Annotated in this window: 12 protein-coding genes; 8 read left to right on the top strand and 4 right to left on the bottom strand. The window is 71.8% G+C overall.

From position 1 onward, the window contains the following. Nucleotides 1–177 precede the first annotated feature (177 nt). Entirely contained in the window at nucleotides 178–2,547 is a 2,370-nt protein-coding gene (treY, locus tag QNO09_RS13450; protein ID WP_283970380.1) for a malto-oligosyltrehalose synthase, read from the bottom strand. A 129-nt stretch (nucleotides 2,548–2,676) separates the two neighbouring features. Further along, nucleotides 2,677–4,809: a glycogen debranching protein GlgX gene (gene glgX, locus QNO09_RS13445; protein WP_283970379.1), complete on the bottom strand. Its 2,133-nt coding sequence runs from the start codon at nucleotides 4,807–4,809 to the stop codon at nucleotides 2,677–2,679. A gap of 179 nt (nucleotides 4,810–4,988) precedes the next feature. Here glgX and QNO09_RS13440 point away from each other — a divergent pair, with 179 nt between their 5' ends. From QNO09_RS13440 to QNO09_RS13425, 4 genes are all read left to right on the top strand, one after another. Further along, nucleotides 4,989–5,816, top strand: a complete 828-nt coding sequence (locus QNO09_RS13440) for a Tat pathway signal sequence domain protein (RefSeq protein WP_283970378.1) — start codon at nucleotides 4,989–4,991, stop codon at nucleotides 5,814–5,816. Between the two features lie 58 nt (nucleotides 5,817–5,874). Further along, entirely contained in the window at nucleotides 5,875–7,197 is a 1,323-nt protein-coding gene (locus QNO09_RS13435) for a copper amine oxidase (RefSeq protein ID WP_283970377.1), read from the top strand. A 72-nt stretch (nucleotides 7,198–7,269) separates the two neighbouring features. After that, nucleotides 7,270–8,541, top strand: a complete 1,272-nt coding sequence (locus QNO09_RS13430; RefSeq protein ID WP_283970376.1) for a DUF5919 domain-containing protein — start codon at nucleotides 7,270–7,272, stop codon at nucleotides 8,539–8,541. Nucleotides 8,542–8,672: 131 nt separating this feature from the next. Next, entirely contained in the window at nucleotides 8,673–9,395 is a 723-nt protein-coding gene (locus QNO09_RS13425) for a 3'-5' exonuclease (protein WP_283970375.1), read from the top strand. 16 nt (nucleotides 9,396–9,411) lie between these two features. On the opposite strand, the gene QNO09_RS13420 is transcribed toward QNO09_RS13425, so the two are convergent. Further along, complete coding sequence (locus tag QNO09_RS13420) at nucleotides 9,412–10,275, bottom strand: phosphotransferase enzyme family protein (protein ID WP_283970374.1); 864 nt, start codon at nucleotides 10,273–10,275, stop codon at nucleotides 9,412–9,414. Between the two features lie 223 nt (nucleotides 10,276–10,498). On the opposite strand from QNO09_RS13420, the gene mgt reads away from it, so the two are divergent. Beyond that, nucleotides 10,499–11,710 carry a macrolide-inactivating glycosyltransferase gene (gene mgt, locus QNO09_RS13415; RefSeq protein ID WP_283970373.1) on the top strand — a complete coding sequence of 404 codons (1,212 nt, stop codon included), beginning with the start codon at nucleotides 10,499–10,501 and terminating at the stop codon, nucleotides 11,708–11,710. Nucleotides 11,711–11,935: 225 nt separating this feature from the next. On the opposite strand, the gene QNO09_RS13410 is transcribed toward mgt, so the two are convergent. Continuing rightward, complete coding sequence (locus QNO09_RS13410; protein WP_283970372.1) at nucleotides 11,936–14,188, bottom strand: MMPL family transporter; 2,253 nt, start codon at nucleotides 14,186–14,188, stop codon at nucleotides 11,936–11,938. A 340-nt stretch (nucleotides 14,189–14,528) separates the two neighbouring features. Here QNO09_RS13410 and QNO09_RS13405 point away from each other — a divergent pair, with 340 nt between their 5' ends. From QNO09_RS13405 to QNO09_RS13395, 3 genes are all read left to right on the top strand, one after another. Further along, nucleotides 14,529–15,077 carry a DUF1697 domain-containing protein gene (locus tag QNO09_RS13405; RefSeq protein WP_283970371.1) on the top strand — a complete coding sequence of 183 codons (549 nt, stop codon included), beginning with the start codon at nucleotides 14,529–14,531 and terminating at the stop codon, nucleotides 15,075–15,077. After that, a complete protein-coding gene (locus tag QNO09_RS13400) occupies nucleotides 15,070–15,444 on the top strand; it encodes a nuclear transport factor 2 family protein (protein ID WP_283970370.1) in 375 nt (124 codons plus the stop codon). Before QNO09_RS13405 ends, QNO09_RS13400 begins: the two co-directional genes overlap by 8 nt. Nucleotides 15,445–15,716: 272 nt before the next feature. Further along, nucleotides 15,717–16,544, top strand: a complete 828-nt coding sequence (locus QNO09_RS13395; protein WP_283970369.1) for a GvpL/GvpF family gas vesicle protein — start codon at nucleotides 15,717–15,719, stop codon at nucleotides 16,542–16,544. The last annotated feature ends 206 nt before the right edge of the window (nucleotides 16,545–16,750 follow it).

Here is a 16,750-nt window from a genome sequence, read left to right as displayed (position 1 = left end):
CGAGTTCGCCATCGCAGTACCCCACGGCCATGGTGCGGTGTCAAGGGCGCGACCGGGGAGGCTCCCGGGGGCGCCCGGAAGCACTGGCCGCCGGCCACTGCTGGTGCAGCCCCCGCCCGCCGGGGCGAGGAGCCGCCGACGAGGACTGCTCCGAGCACTGCCCCCCGTCCCCTGAACTCAGTCACCCACCCTTTCCAGCAGCGCCACCGGCACCCCCGCGAACAGTTCCTCCACGCGCGCGTGCCCCGTGAACTCCCGCCCGGGCTCCAGCACGTCCGCCCAGCGGCCCGGCGGCAGCGGCAGCCCTGTGTCCCGCCAGCCGCCCGCCTCCGCGAGCCGCAGGGACAGGCGCGTCACGGCCGTCAGCACCTCTCCGGAGCGGACGAAGGCCAGGCAGTGGGCCGCCGCCGGTCCCTCGGCCGGCAGAGCCGTGTACGTCGCCGTGTCGCCGAAGGCGCCGGGCCGCCGGGCCCGCAGTCCCAGCGCCGCCCGCGTCACCGCCGCCTTCTGCGCGGACGCGCCGCCGGACTCCTCGGGCGGGAAGTCCACCGCCCGCCGGTTGTCCGGGTCGACCAGCGCCCGGTACTCGACCTCCGTGCCCTGGTAGACGTCCGGGACGCCGGGCATCGTCAGCTGCACCAGGGCCGTGCCCAGCACGTTGGACCGGATGTGCGGCGCCAGTGACTCCCGGAAGGCGGCGACCCGCTCACCCGGCGCCCCGCACGGCCCGGCCGCCACGAACCGCTCCACCGCCTCCTCGTACGGCGGCTGCCGCTCGGTCCAGCTCGTGTACAGGCCGGCTTCCCGCACATGCTTCAGCAGCGCCCCCCGCACCCGCTCCAGCGCCCCAGACGCCGGGCCCAGTCCGAACACCGTCTGCCAGGCCGCCCACGCCAGTTGCGCGTCGGGCGCGCCCTCCCCGGCCCGGGTCACCTCCGCGAGCACGTCCGCCCAGCGCTCCGGGCACTCGGTGAGCACGTGCAGCGCCGCCCGGACGTCGGCACTGCGCTTGGTGTCGTGCGTCGAGGCCACGGTGCCGGACACCGGCCAGTCGCGCTGCAGACGGGCGCAGTACGCGTGGAACTCCTCCGGCGACAGCGCGGGAGCGCCCGGATTCCCGCCCACCTCGGTCGCCGACAGCAGCGGCACGTACCGGTAGAACGCCGTGTCCTCCACCGACTTGGCCCGCAGCGCCGACGAGGTCTGCGCGAACCGCGTCCGGAACTCCAGCTGCGCGGGCCCGTCGCCGTACCGCCCCAGCACGAGGTCCCGGACGACGTCCACGGCACCGGCCTCCTCGGGCACCGCGAAGGCCTGCCGGGCCTCGGCCGCCGCCGCCTCGGTGACCACGGTCGCCGCGTCGACGGACTCGTAGGACCGGTAGACCTCCATCCGTACGAGGAGCTCCTGGAGTGCCGTGCGCAGCGCCCAGGGCGCGCGGTCGCGCAGGGCCGGTTCCGGTGAGGTCGCGCAGAGCCGGGTCGCCACCCGCGTCAGCCGGTCGGTCTCGGTGGCCAGCTCGTGCGTGAGGACCTTGTACGCCGCCCGCCGCACCGTCGCCTCCCACTGCCCGCCCCGGTCCGTCTGCGGGGCCGCGTAGCGCCGGTACCGCCCCAGGAGGTCCCCGAACCCGGCCGGGTCCGTGAAGACCCCGTCCACGTGCCGCAGGGCGTCGTAGCCGGTGGTCCCGGCGACGGGCCAGGACGCCGGCAGGTGCTCGCCGTCGGCCAGGATCTTCTCCACGACCGTCCAGCGGCCCCCGGTCGCCTCGTGCAGCCGCGTGAGGTAGTCGTCGGGGTCGGCGAGCCCGTCGGGGTGGTCGACGCGCAGCCCGTCGATCACACCGTCGTGGAGCAGCCGGAGGATCGTGCCGTGGGTGGCCTCGAACACCTCGGGGTCCTCCACCCGGACCCCGATGAGCTCCGAGATGCTGAAGAAGCGCCGGTAGTTGAGTTCGGTCCGGGCCAGCCGCCACCACACCGGGCGGTACCACTGGGCGTCCAGCAGCTGCGGCAGCGGCAGGTCCTCGGTGCCCTCGCGCAGCGGCAGGACGTGGTCGTAGTAGCGCAGGACGTCACCGTCGACGCGCAGCTCGTCGAGCACCTCGCCCAGCGGCCCGCCGAGGACCGGCAGCAGCACCTGGCCGTCCTGCGCCTCCCAGTCGATGTCGAACCAGCGCGCGTACGGCGACTTCGGGCCCTCGCGCAGCACCTCCCACAGGGCGCGGTTGTGACGCGGGGACATGGCCATGTGGTTGGGGACGATGTCCACCACCAGGCCGAGGCCGTGCTCGCGTGCGGTGCGTGCCAGTGCCCGCAGCCCCTCCTCGCCGCCCAGCTCCTCACGCACGCGCGCGTGGTCGACGACGTCGTAGCCGTGCGTCGAGCCCGGCACCGCCTCCAGGACGGGGGACAGGTGCAGGTGCGAGACGCCGAGCGAGGCCAGGTACGGCACGGCGGCCGCGGCTGCTCCGAACGGGAAGTCGGGCTGCAGCTGCAGCCGGTACGTGGCCGTGGGCACCAAGGGGTCAGGTCGCTCAGGTGTCATGGAAACGTACGTACCCGCCACGCCGCCGTTCGTGTCATCGCTCGCGCCAGGTGCGCCGCGCGTCGCCCGGACGAGTGGCTCTTTCCGGACGACGCGGCGGCGGCACGGCCCCGGGGGGCCGCCGGGCGGTCACACGGGCCGCTGGAGCACCGTCATGCTCCGGTCCGTCAGGGTCAGCCGGTCCCCGGCCTGCACCTTCGGGCCGGTGTCGGAGGGGAGCCCGCTCGCGCGGGCCGTGTCGACCACGACCTCCCACTGCCGCCCGTGATTGACCGGAACCACGAACTCCAACGGCTTCGGCGAGGCGTTGAACATCAGCAGGAAGGAGTCGTCGGTGATGCGCTCCCCGCGCGCGCCCGGCTCGGAGATCGCGTTGCCGTTGAGGAACACCGTCAGCGCCGAGGCCTGCGCCGAGTCCCAGTCGCGCTGGGTCATCTCCCGGCCGTCGGGAGTGAACCAGGCGATGTCGGACAGGTCGTCGTGCGTGCCCTCCACGGGCCGTCCGTGGAAGAAGCGCCTGCGGCGGAAGACCGGGTGGTCCCGGCGCAGCCACACCATCGCCCGCGTGAAGGCCAGCAGCTCCCGGCTCAGCCCGCCCTCGGCGTCCTCCCCCTCTTCCGGCCACTCGACCCAGGACAGCTCGTTGTCCTGGCAGTAGGCGTTGTTGTTGCCGTGCTGGGTGCGGGCGAACTCGTCGCCGTGGCTGATCATGGGCACGCCCTGGGACAGCATCAGCGTCGCGATGAAGTTGCGCATCTGCCGGGCGCGCAGCCGCAGCACGTCCGGATCGTCGGTCTCGCCCTCGACTCCGCAGTTCCAGGACCGGTTGTGGCTCTCGCCGTCCCGGTTGCCCTCGCCGTTGGCGTCGTTGTGCTTGTCGTTGTAGGCCACCAGGTCGTGCAGCGGGAAGCCGTCGTGGCAGGTCACGAAGTTGATCGAGGCCAGTGGGCGGCGCCCGTCGTCCTGGTACAGGTCGGACGAGCCGGTCAGCCGGGAGGCGAACTCCGCGAGCGTGCGCTGCTCGCCCCGCCACAGGTCGCGCACGGTGTCCCGGTACTTGCCGTTCCACTCGGTCCACAGCGGCGGGAAGTTCCCCACCTGGTAGCCGCCCTCGCCCACGTCCCACGGCTCGGCGATCAGCTTCACCTGGGAGACCACCGGGTCCTGCTGCACCAGGTCGAAGAACGACGACAGCCGGTCCACCTCGTGGAACTGCCGGGCCAGCGTCGCCGCCAGGTCGAAGCGGAACCCGTCCACGTGCATGTCCGTCACCCAGTACCGCAGCGAGTCCATGATCAGCTGGAGCACGTGCGGGGACCGCATGAGCAGGGAGTTCCCCGTCCCGGTCGTGTCCATGTAGTAGCGCGGGTCCTCCGTCAGCCGGTAGTAGCGCGAGTTGTCCAGGCCCTTGAAGGACAGGGTCGGGCCCAGGTGGTTGCCCTCGGCGGTGTGGTTGTAGACCACGTCGAGGATCACCTCGATCCCGGCCTCGTGCAGCGCCTTGACCGCCGACTTGAACTCCAGCACCTGCTGCCCCCGGTCGCCCCAGGACGCGTAGGCGTTGTGCGGCGCGAAGAAGCCGATGGTGTTGTAGCCCCAGTAGTTGTTCAGGCCCATGTCGACCAGCCGGTGGTCGTTCACGAACTGGTGTACGGGCATCAGCTCCAGGGCGGTGACCCCGAGCTCGGTGAGGTGCTCGATGATCGCCGGGTGCGCGAGGGCCGCGTAGGTGCCGCGCAGCTCCTCCGGGAGGCCGGGGTGGCGCATGGTGAGGCCCTTGACGTGGGCCTCGTAGATCACCGTGTGGTGGTACTCGGTGCGCGGGCGCCGGTCGTCGCCCCAGTCGAAGTAGGGGTTGACCACGACCGACGTCATCGTGTGCGGCGCCGAGTCGAGATCGTTGCGCCGGTCGGGATCGTCGAAGTGGTAGCCGTAGACCTCCTCGCCCCATTGGATCGAACCGCTGATCGCACGCGCGTACGGGTCGAGCAGCAGTTTCGCGGAGTTGCAGCGCAGTCCGCGCTCCGGTGCGTACGGGCCGTGCACCCGGAACCCGTACCGCTGTCCCGGCATGATGCCCGGCACATACGCGTGCCGCACGAACGCGTCGCTCTCCCGGAGCTCGATCGCCGTCTCCGAGCCGTCGTCGTGCAGCAGACACAGCTCTACTCGGTCCGCGGCCTCCGTGAAGACCGCGAAATTGGTACCGGCGCCGTCGTACGTGGCACCGAGTGGATACGCCTCGCCAGGCCAGACCTGCATGAATACGACTCTTTCAGGTGTGCGGCGCCGGTGGGGACGCCTTGGTCCCGAGTCTCCCCGAAAGTGAGGGAACCTCCTATGACTTATCTCCCTCTTACCGAGTGACCAGTGCATACGCGGTATGCCAAACCATTGGGGCAATCACATACTCCCGGGGCTTGGGGGAGTAGGGGGAAGACGTGCGCAACATAGTGCACCGCCACCTGGGCAAGGTGGTGGCGGGTACGGCCATCGCGGTGGCCGGGACCGCCGTGATGATCGGGATCACCCTGCCGGGCACGGCGGGGGCGGACGACACGGGGACCCGTGCGGGGCAGTCCGTCCCGCGGGAGACCGGCGGTCCGGCGGACGGCGGTCCGGCGGGCGGGAGCCGGGCCGTGGCGCCGGGGGTCGTGGAGGAGGCGCCGGACGAAGGGCAGCGGGGCGAGGGCCGTGATCCGCTGACCGACGACGAGCTGAAGCGGGTCGAGAAGATCGCTCTCAGCCGGCAACTGTTCCAGAGCAGTGAGAGCGTCGACGGCGACCGCGGCCCGCAGCGCCTCGGCGTCGACCTCGCCGAACCCGAGGCCGACGAGGTGGGCAAGCCGGACGCGCCCCGGCGTGCCGACGTGACGTTCTACGACTACCGGGACGACACCCTCGTCACCCGGACCGTCGACCTCGGCACCGGCAAGGTGGTGAGCACAGGCACCCAGCACGGCGTCCAGCCGCCGTTCAGTCGCGCCGAGAAGGCCGAGGCGGCCGCACTCCTGATCGCCGACCCGCTGGGGGCGGACCTCAGGGCCGACTACCAGGACGCCACCGGCAAGGCGCTCACCTCCCCGGACCAGCTCCAGCTCAGCGGCGCCGTCTACCGGGCCGCGCCGGGCGCCCAGCCCGCCGCGCTCGACCGGTGCGGGGAGCACCGCTGTGTCCGGCTGTTCCCGAAGATCAAGAACGGGCCGTGGGTCGACGCCAGGTCGCTGGTGATCGACCTGAGCGCCCGCAAGGTCGCCCGGCTCGGCTGACGCACCCTCTTCGCTCACCCGTCCACCTCGCTCCTCCTCGTCAGGGAGTCATCTCGTCATGCGTGTGAACAGCAACACCAAGGTCCGCACCCGGGCGGCCGTGGGCCTGACCGTGGCCGTGCTGGCTGCCGGCGCCACGGCCGGCGCCGGACCGGCCACCGCCCAGCCGAAGGCCGCCCCCGCGGCGGCACCGGCCGCCGACTGCAGCGCCGCCTACCGCATCGAGCAGAAGCTGTCCTCCGGCACGACCTGGCGGATGTGCTGGCGCTACGACGGCAAGGCCGGCCTCGTCCTGGAGAAGATCTCGTACCAGCCCAAGGGCGAGCCCAAACCGATCAGAGTCCTCAACAGCGCCCGCCTGGGCCAGATCCACGTCCCCTACGACGACGGCTCGGTCGAGTACGACGACCTCACCGGCTTCGGCTTCGCCCAGGGCCTGATGAACCTGGCACCGGGCGAGTGCCCCGGCGGGGCCATCAAGACCGTCAAGGTCCCCGACTCCTGGACCGACGACCCGAACGTCAAGGGCCTGTGCACCACCACCCGCTCCCGCGGCCACGCCTACCGCATGCAGGGCGACACCGCGAACAAGGTCTACCAGGCCCAGGGCAAGGACCTCCTCGTCTACACGGTGAACCAGGTCGGCTGGTACGAGTACATGACCGAGTGGCGCTTCCAGGACGACGGCACGATCACCATGAACGTCGGCGCCACCGGCAGCCTGTCCTGGGACGACTACGACGCCGGTGACGGCCGCGGCTGGCCCATCGGCAAGGGCGCGAGAGCCAAGGCCACCAGCCACAGCCACAACGTCTTCTGGCGGCTCGACTTCGCCCTGGACGGTTCCACCAAGAACCGCGTCGAGCAGTACGACTCCGCCGTCGCCGCGCCGACCCGGGGCCAGGGTGCCCCCACCACCAGGACGACCCGCACCAAGGTGACCAAGGAACTGGCCGGAGACAGCAAGAACTACCGCTGGTGGCGCATGGTCAGCGCGACCGGCAAGAACAAGGACGGACACGCGCGCTCCTACGAGATCGTCCCCGGGGCCACGACCAAGTACCCGGGCCGCAGCTACACCAAGCGTGACCTGTACATCACGCAGTACAACAAGTGCGAACTGTTCGCCAGCCACAACCCCGGCAACTGCGGGGCCGGAGCCGGAAAGTCCGTCGACAAGTGGGTGAACGGACAGACCCTGACCCACCCGGTGGTCTGGATGAACATCGGCTTCCACCACATAGCCCGGGACGAGGACCAGCAGCCCATGCCCGTCCACTGGCAGGGCTTCTCCATCGCCCCGCGCGACGTCACCGCCATGAATCCGCTCACTCCGGCCGAGCTCGCCTGGCAGAACGGCCAATGGCGGCCGCGCGGTTGAGAACCACCCTGCCCATCCGGCTGCACCGCCGACCGCTCCCGGAGTACCCTTCCTTGATCGTTGACAAGGGCGGTGCCCGGGGGAGCGGAAGGCGGTGCGCGGGTGGGCTCGGGAGGGCTGGAGCTGCCCCCTGGTGACGAGGGTCACGAGGGGCACTCCGCAGACGTCCCGACCGGTGCCGTGTCTCTGGCGCGGCCGATGGACGCGACGGGCTCGATCGGCCCGGAACTGGACTGGGACGCCGACGCCTGGCGCGAGGTGCGCACCCGCGCCCAGCGGGCCGGCCGGGCCTACATCTGGCTGAACCTCGTCGAACAGCGGCTGCGCGCGGTGGTCGCCGCCGTCCTGCGGCCGGTCTACGAACCGGTGCACGGCGAGGACTGGGTGGTGGCCGCCGCCGGACCGGCCGGCCAGGAGTGGGTGCAGCGCGCGGTGGCCGTGCGCGAGGTCAGCCGCCGCAAGGGCTACCTGCTCGACCCGGCCGACGACAACGTGCTGTCCTTCCTCACCCTGCCGCAGCTTCGCGAGCTGATGGTGCAGCACTGGCCCTGCTTCGAGCCGTACTTCGACGACCGCAGGGACGTCGAGCTCGCTCTGGACGAGTTGGAGGTCACCCGCAACGTCGTCTCCCGCAACCGGGCCCTGTCCGAGGCCGTGCTGAGCCAGGCGGAGCGGGCCTCTGCCCGGCTGCTGGAGATGCTCGTCGCCGGTGGGGACGTGCCGTCCGCGCGCCGGCTGCCCATCGACGCGGTCGAGGACCTGGTCGGCGACCGGTACGCCGACGTGGTCGCCGTGCACTCGGACCGGGTGCGGCTGATGCGGCAGTTCCCGGCCGAGGACATCTTCGGCGGCGCTCGCCGTCTCGACGCCATCGGCATCGGCCTCAACCTGCTCGTGCAGAACTTCTCCGGCCGGCGCCTGGTGCGGCTGGCCGAGTCCGGCTGCCGGGTCAGGCTGCTGTTCCTCAACCCGGCCTCCAGCGCGGTGAAGCGGCGCGAGCGCGAACTCGGCATCAAACGCGGTGAGCTCAGCCGGGCCGTCGAGATGAACATCCTGCACATGCGCCGGGTGCGCGCCCGGCTGCGCGACCCGGGCGCCTTCGAGATCCAGGTCTTCGACGAGACGCCCCGCTTCACCGCGTACCTGGTCGACGGCGACGGCGCGGACGGCATCGCGGTCGTGCAGAACTACCTGCGCCGGACGCGGGGCATGGAGGCACCGGTGTTCGTGCTGCGCAACAGCGGCAAGGTGGTCAAGTCGGGCGAGATCTACGAAAGCGGCCTCTTCCCCACCTATCGCGAGGAGTTCGAGGTGATGTGGGCGGATTCGCGGCCGGTGTCGTGAACTGTGCCCCCCTTGCGCGGTGGTGCCCGGTCCGTCGGCGGGCGTGAGCGGAACGCGGCCCTCTGATTGTCAGTGGTGCGTGCGAAGGTGGAGGCCACTGGGGGAACGCACCACAAGAAGGGGGACCGCCCATGAGCTGGCACCGGGAGCTGCTGGTCGGCTTCGACCTGGAGACGACGGGCACGGATCCGCGCGAGGCGCGCATCGTCACGGGGGCCGTGATCGAGGTCAGGGGCGGAGAGCCGATGGGGCGCCGGGAGTGGCTCGCGGACCCGGGAGTTCCGATCCCCGAGGACGCGGTGGCGGTGCACGGCATCAGCAACGAACGCGCGGCGGCCGAGGGCAGACCGGCCGACCAGGTGGCGGACGCCCTGGCCGACGTCCTCACCTCCTACTGGAAGACGGGTGTGCCGGTCGTCGCCTACAACGCGACCTTCGACCTCACCCTGCTCTCCGCGGAGTTGCGGCGCCACGGCCTGCTGTCCCTGCGCGACCGCCTGGGCGGGATGGACCCGGCCCCGGTCATCGACCCGTACGCCATCGACCGCTGGGTCGACCGCTACCGCCGCGGCAAGCGCAACCTCGAAGCCGTCTGCGCCGAATACGGAGTCGTCCTCGACGCCGCCCACGACGCCACGGCCGACGCTCTGGCGGCCGCCCGCCTGGCCGGCGCGATAGCCGACCGCCACCCCAAGATCGCCACCCTCGGCCCGGCGGCCCTGCACCACCGCCAGATCGAGTGGTACGCGCGGTGGGCGGCGGACTTCCAGAGCTTCCTGCGTGGCAAGGGCGACGCGACGGCGCTGGTCGACGGGACATGGCCCGTGCGGGAGTTGGCGGACGAACCGGTCTGACAGAGTTCGCCGGCCGTCAGAACGGATACCACCGCACCGTCTCGTCCTCCTCCCGCAAGGACCTCACTCGCCGCTCGAACTCGGCCAGCGCCTTCGGGTTGCTCGGCGCGTGCTGGGCGACCCACGCACAACTGGCCGTCTCCCGGGCCCCGCGCAGCACACCGCAGCCCTCCCATACGCGTACGTCCCAGCCGTAGGTCTGCGCGAACGACGCGTAGGCCTCGTCCCCGAGCCCGTACCGGTCGTGGGACAGCACCATCACCACGAGATCGTGCTCGCGCAGATCCGCGGACACCGTCTCCAGGTCCACCAGCACGGGCCCGTCGGGGCCGACATGCACATTGCGCGGCAGCGCGTCCCCGTGAATCGGCCCCGGCGGCAGACGCGGGGTGAGCGCGGCCGCCCGCGCGGCGAACCCGTCCCGCCGCTCGCGCAGATACGCCGCGTCCGCGGGGTCGATCGCGTCCCCCGCGAGCCGCAGCCAGCGCTCCACACCGCCCAGCAGATCGCGGCCCGGCAGCTCGAACGGAGGCAGCGCGGTGGCGTGCACGACCCGAAGGAGTGCGGCCAGGTCCCGCGGCTCGGCGGGCCGCACGGCATCCGGCAGCCGGTGCCACAGGGTCACCGGATGCCCGTCCACCAGCAGCGCCTCGGGCTCGGCCGCCCGCACCGCCGGCACACCCGCCCCGGCGAGCCACACCGCGATGTCGAGTTCACGGCGCGCCCGGTCCAGGAGTTCGGCGTCCCGGCCCACCTTGACGACCAGGTCACCGGCGGCGAACACCGCGTTCTCGCCCAGGGCGAGCAGCCGTGCCTTCCGGGTCGCACCGGGCAGCACCCCTGCCGCCGCCAGTACGTCCCGCGCCCGAGCCTCGTCCATCGTCCGCCTCCGTCGTCCGCGCTTCGGCCGTCGGGTCCCGGCCGTTCACCGGTCAGTGTCGCATCGGCACAGGTCGGGCGGCGGCCGGCTGCTTCTGGGGCGGCACCCGCGACGGTGTGCTGCGGAGACGACTGGAGGAGGACGGCACCTGGTGCCGGCGCGCTACCGGTGCTGCGGCGCATATTGATTGCACGAGACGTATCGTCTCGCGTACGGTCTGGGCATGACCCCTCGCGTCCACATCGCCATGTTCTCCATCGCCGCCCACGGCCACGTGAATCCGAGCCTGGAGGTGATCCGCGAGCTCGTGGCGCGCGGCCACCGGGTGACCTACGCCATCCCACCGGTCTTCGCCGGCAAGGTCGCGGCCACCGGTGCGGAGGTGAAGCCCTGGAACACGACCCTGCCCTCGCCCGACGACGACCCGGAGGCGTGGGGGAGCACGCTGCTGGACAACGTGGAGCCGTTCCTCACCGACGCGATCCAGGCCCTCCCGCAGCTGACCGAGGCCTACGCGGGTGACGAGCCCGACCTCGTCCTGCACGACATCGCCTCCTACCCGGCCCGGGTCCTCGCCCACCGCTGGGGCCTCCCCGCGATCTCCCTCTCGCCGGCGATGGTCGCCTGGGAGGGGTACGAGGAGGAGGTCGCCCGGCCCTTGTGGGAGGAGCCGAAGAAGACGGAACGGGGCCGCGCCTACTACGCCCGGTTCCACGCCTGGCTGGAGGAGAACGGGATCACCCTGCACCCGGACGACTTCGCGGGCCGGCCCGACCGCTCGATCGTCCTGCTGCCGAAGGCGCTCCAGCCGAACGCGGACCGGGTCGACGAGCGCGTGTACTCCTTCGTCGGCGCCTGCCAGGGCGACCGCGCGGCCGACGGCGACTGGCAGCGGCCCGCCGGCGCCGAGAAGGTCGTGCTCGTGTCCCTGGGTTCCGCCTTCACCAAACAGCCCGGCTTCTACCGGGAGTGCGTCAAGGCGTTCGGCGACCTGCCCGGCTGGCATCTGGTGCTCTCCGTCGGCAAGCACGTGGACCCGGCCGGGTTCGCGGACGTCCCGGCCAACGTCGAGGTGCACTCCTGGGTGCCGCAGTTGGCGATCCTGAAGCAGGCCGACCTGTTCGTCACGCACGCCGGCGCCGGCGGCAGCCAGGAGGGCCTGGCCACCGCCACGCCGATGATCGCCGTCCCCCAGGCAGTGGACCAGTTCGCCAACGCGGAGATGCTCCGGGGTCTCGGCGTGGCCCGGTACCTCCCTACGGAGGAGGCGACCGGCGAGACCCTGCGCGAGGCGGCCCTCGCCCTGGCCGGTGATCCCGAGGTGGCACGCCGGCTGAAGGAACTCCAGGCGCAGACGGCCCGGGAGGGCGGCACCGGGCGCGCGGCCGACCTCATCGAGGCCGCACTGGACGCCTCATGGCAGACCAGGCATTGACGTCCGGTGACGTGCTCCATCGTCTCGTAGGCGAAGGCGGTGTCACCGATCAGGGCCCGGGGTCTCGGCCCTACTCGGAGTTCAGGCTCAGGAGTCTGCCGGTGGTGACCGTCCACCGCGGGACCGAAGCCGGTTCGGGGCTCCCGAACAGCTGCTCGGCGGCAGATGCGGAAGGGCCCGTCGGTTCCCCCGGAGACCGACGGGCCCTTCGTGCGGCGGTTTCGGTCAGACCTTGACGGGCTCGCCCTCGTCGTCCCGCGCCGCCGGTCGGGCGATCGCCTGCGGTGCCTCGTCGTGCGTGAGGTCCGGCAGCCGGTGCAGCCACTTCGGCAGGTACCAGTTGCGCTCGCCGAGCAGCGCCATCACCGCCGGCAGCAGCACGCCCCGGATGATCGTCGCGTCGATGAGCACCGCGGCGGCGAGGCCGACGCCCATCTGCTTCATGGACTGCATGGACAGCGTCCCGAAGATCGCGAACACGGCGACCATGATGACCGCGGCACTGGTGACCACCCCGGCCGTGGTGACCACACCGTGCCGGATCGCGTCCGTCGTCGGCAGGCCCCGCAGCCGCGCCTCACGGATCCGGGAGACCACGAACACGTGATAGTCCATCGACAGCCCGAACAGGATCACGAAGAGGAACAGCGGCAACCAGGTGATGATGGCGCCGACACCCTCCGCGCCCACCAGGGACGCGCCCCAGCCGTGCTGGAAGACGGCGACGAGGATGCCGTACGCGGCGCCCACCGACAGCAGGTTCAGCACGATCGACGTGACCGCGATGGTCAGCGAGCGGAACGACAGCAGCATCAGCGCGAAGGCGAAGAGCACCACGAACGCGAACACCGGGACGACGGCGCCCGCCAGCTGGTCGTTGAAGTCCTTGGAACCGGCCACCTGCCCGGTGATGGGCGCCTCGAGGCCGTCGACCTTGCCGAGCGTGGCCGGACGCACCTCGTCGCGCAGCTTGTCCAGGCTCGCGCCCGCCTTGTCCTGGTCCGAGCCGCCGACCAGCGGGACGTAGACGAACGCGACGTTCTGCGCGTCGTGCAGCTTGATCTCCACCGGGCCGCGCGAGGCGCCCGAACTGATCGCCCGCTCGCGAAAGTCGGCGAGTGCGGACTTCACCTCGGGCGCGTTGATGTCGTCCGCCTTGACGATCACCTCGGCCGGCTCGGAGCCGCCCGGGAAGGCGTCGTTGAGCCGGTTGTACGTCTGCACGATGGGCAGCGAGTCGCCGAACTCCTGGTCCAGGGTGAACTGTTGCGTCTTCATACCGAGCGCGGGAGCCGTGATGGCCAGCAGCGCACCGGCCGCCACGACGACGGCGATCACCGGCTTGGCGAGGACGCGCCGCAGTACGGCCGTCCAGAACCGGCTGTCCTGGCTGTCGCCGCCCCGCTTGCGCCGCCGCAGGAACGGGATGCGGCCCTTCTCGACGCGCTCGCCCAGCAGCGACAGCAGCGCGGGCAGCACCGTCACGGAGCCCACCATCGCCACGGCCACCACCATCAGCGAGGCCAGCCCCATCGCCTCGAACTCGGCCAGCCCGGTGAACAGCATGCCCGCCATCGCCACGCACACCGTGACACCCGAGACGACGATCGCCCGGCCACTGGTCGCGGCGGCGATCCTGAGGGCCGTCTGCGCGTCCCGGCCGGCCTCGCGCTCCTCGCGTTCGCGGCGCAGGTAGAACAGGCAGTAGTCGACGCCGACCGCCAGACCGACCAGCAGCATCACGGAGTTGGCCGTGTCGCTCATCGGCATGACGTGGCTCACGACGCCCATGAGGCCCATCGTCGCCATGATCGCGGTGACCGCGAGCGCCACCGGCAGCAGCGCCGCGACCAGTGCTCCGAACGCGATGAGCAGAATGCCGAGGGCAACCGGCACCGCGGAGTACTCGGCCTTCTTGAAGTCGTCGCCGAACGCGTCGTCGAACGTCTTCATGATGCTGGCGCCGCCGATCTCCTCGATCCGCAGCGCCGCGTGGTCCTGCTGGACGCCCTCGACGGCCTTCAGCACCGGCTCGATCCGCTCGCCCGCGGTGTCCGGCTCGCCCCGCACGTCGAACTGCACGAGCGCGCTGCGGCCGTCCTTCGAGATCGTCTTCGTGTCGTACGGCGAGGTCACGTCGGTGACCCGGCCCGTCCCCTCGACCGCCCGCACGACAGCGCCGACGGCGTCCCGGAACTCGGCGTCCGTCGCCTTCAGGCCGCTGCGCTTCGCCTGGATCAGGACCGTCTCACTGGCCGGCTCGTCGATCCCGGCGTCCTCGATGATCCGCGCGGCGGTGTGCGTCTCGCCCTTCAGCTGGTCGCTGTCCTTGACGTCGACCCGGCCCGCCGCCGAACCGAGCCCCATCGCCAGGACGACGAACAGCACCCAGATGCCGACGGCGGCCCATCGGTGCCGGGCGCTCCAGCCACCGGCCCGGGCGGCGAGCCCCCGCACCCGTATGTCTCCGTTCCCCATGACGGGCCTGCCCCCTCGTGATGCGGTGGCGACCCCCTGCCGCCCCCTTCCGTTCCGAAGGTATGGGACGGATCAAGCCGTCTCGTCGTGCTGCCCGGTGAAAGGGCGGAGCCGCACCTCATCCCCACGGAGCGAACCCCCTCCCCTCTGGGGAGGACCCCCACGGACGGTGGTCCCTTACACCTATCGGGAGACATACCGGGCTCCCCGGGTGTGTGGATCCTGAGCAGACGGTTGTGCCCCGCGAAGACCGGTGAGTAATTTACGGGGCCGGGCAGCTGCCCGCCGCGGCCGTCGTGCCCACCCCCACGGGGCACGACGGCCGCTCTATCGTGAGCGGATGACGACGACATACGCGGCTCTGCTGCGCGGAATCAACGTGGGCGGCAGCAGGAAGGTCCCCATGGCCGACCTGCGCACGCTCCTGGCCGACCTCGGCCTCGACGACGTCCGTACGTACCTGCAGAGCGGCCAGGCCGTGTTCTCCTCCGGCCACGGGGACGAGGAGTCCCTGGCCGCGGAGATCGCGCGGGCCGTCGAGAAGCACTTCGGCTTCGCCGTCGACCTGATCGTGCGCGACCACGCCTATCTGCGGGCGATCGCCGACGCCTGCCCGTTCCCGGCCGCGGACCTGGCAGCCAAGCAGCTCCACGTCACCTACTTCTCCGCGCCCGTCACCCCCGACCGCTTCGCGGAGATCGACCGAGAAGCCTGCCTCCCCGAGGAGTTCCGCCTCGCGGACCGGGCCCTGTACCTGTACGCCCCGAACGGCCTGGGCCGCTCCAAGCTGGCCGAACAGCTGTCGAAACCGCGCATCAACAAGGGCGTGATCGCCACGACCCGCAACTGGAACACCGTCGTCAAGCTGGTGGAGATGACCGGTGCCTGAGCACAACGCGGCCGTCGAGTCGGCGATGGAGGGCGAACTGGCCCTGCTCACCCCGGAGATCCGCCGTTCGCCCGAGCGGGTCGGGGCGCTGCTGCACCCCGACTTCCACGAGTTCGGCGCCTCCGGCCGGCACTGGAGCCGGGCCGCGATCATCGCCTCCCTGGCCGCGACCAGTGAGCCGGGAGCCCGGCCCGTCACCGTCTCCGCGCTGAGAGGCGTCCAGCTCGCCCCGGACCTGGTCCATCTCACCTACGACACGGAGTACGACGGCAGCCGCGCCCACCGCAGTTCGCTGTGGCGGCGCACGGAGGGCCGCTGGCTGCTCTGGTTCCACCAGGCGACCCCGTTCAGCGAACGGGCCACCTGACGGCGCTCCCCGCGCGCCCCTGCCGGCAGGCCCGACGCGGCTCGCGGGACAGTGCCCCGTGTCGAGTTCCCCGGATCGCTGTACGGCGTCCGGCGCACAGGGAAGTCCTCGTTCCTGCCGTGCCCCTCGGCCCTGCCCCAGGGGCAAGGTCATCCCGGTCGCTATTCCGGTGAACACCTCCGCCGCCACCTCCGTACCTACGGACGCAGGGACGGCACGAGAACGGAGTCTCGCGAGAGGAATCGCACGGCCACCGACAGGAGCCCGCAGTCATGAGCGACACGAACCTCGTCTACGCCTACGCGGTCCTGCGCCGCACCCCCGAGGCCGCAGCGGCGACGGCCCACCTGAGCGGTGTCGCCGGAGAGCCGATCCACCTGGTCGCCCCGGCGGTCACCGGCGCCCAACTCGCCTTCGCCGTCGGCCACGTCCCGTCGGCCGACTACGCCGAAGCCCCCCTCCAGGCCCACCTCGACGACCTGGACTGGCTGGAATCCACGGTCCGCTCCCACCACGCCGTGGTGGCCGCCCTGGTCGCCTCCGGCACCGCCGTGCTTCCCCTGCGCCTGGCCACCGTCTACCGCGACGAGGACACCGCCCGGCAGGCCCTCGACACCCGCCGCGGCTACTTCCTCTCCCTGCTCGACCGCCTCACGGGCCATGTCGAACTCGGCGTCAAGATCTACGCCGCCCCGGACATCACCCCGCCCGAAGCCGGCACCGAGCCCGAGCAGGACCCGGTCACCGGCCTCGGAGTCGGCCGCGCCTACCAGGTGATCCGCCGTCGCAGACAACGCCGGAACGACGACGCCTGGCGCACGGTCGCCCTGGCCGCCGCCCGCCTCACCGAAACGGCCGGCGCCCTCGCCGTCGACCGCGTCGCCCACACCCCCGAACGCGGTAGCCTGGCGGGCTCGGCCCCGGGCACCAACATCGGCAACGACGCCTACCTCGTTCCGAAGGGCCGGGTCGCCGCCTTCCGCACGGGCATCCTGGCGGCCGCCCGGGGCGTCCCCGGCCTCCGCGTGGAGATCAGCGGTCCGTGGGCCCCCTACTCCTTCGCCCTCCAGCCTCAGCCGCACGAGGAGACGGCGGCGTGACGCTCACCTCGTCCGCGGCCCTGCCGTGACGGCCTCGGACACCGTGGGGTGCCGGAGACGGTCGAGCACACCGAGCGGCCACACCGGCGCGAGGGCACGACCGCAGACCCGGCACGGGGCCGTCGCCCTAGGCCCCTTCTGACGGATCTCCGCGGCGTCGCGACGCCCGGCACGCTCCCCCGTTCTCGGCTTCGCTCGAACGGGAG

Source organism: Streptomyces sp. 378, from assembly GCF_030124145.1.
In the GTDB taxonomy this organism is placed as follows: Bacteria; Actinomycetota; Actinomycetes; order Streptomycetales; family Streptomycetaceae; genus Streptomyces.
Note: the sequence above shows the minus strand (reverse complement) of the source record. Positions and strands in the feature narration are given on the sequence as shown.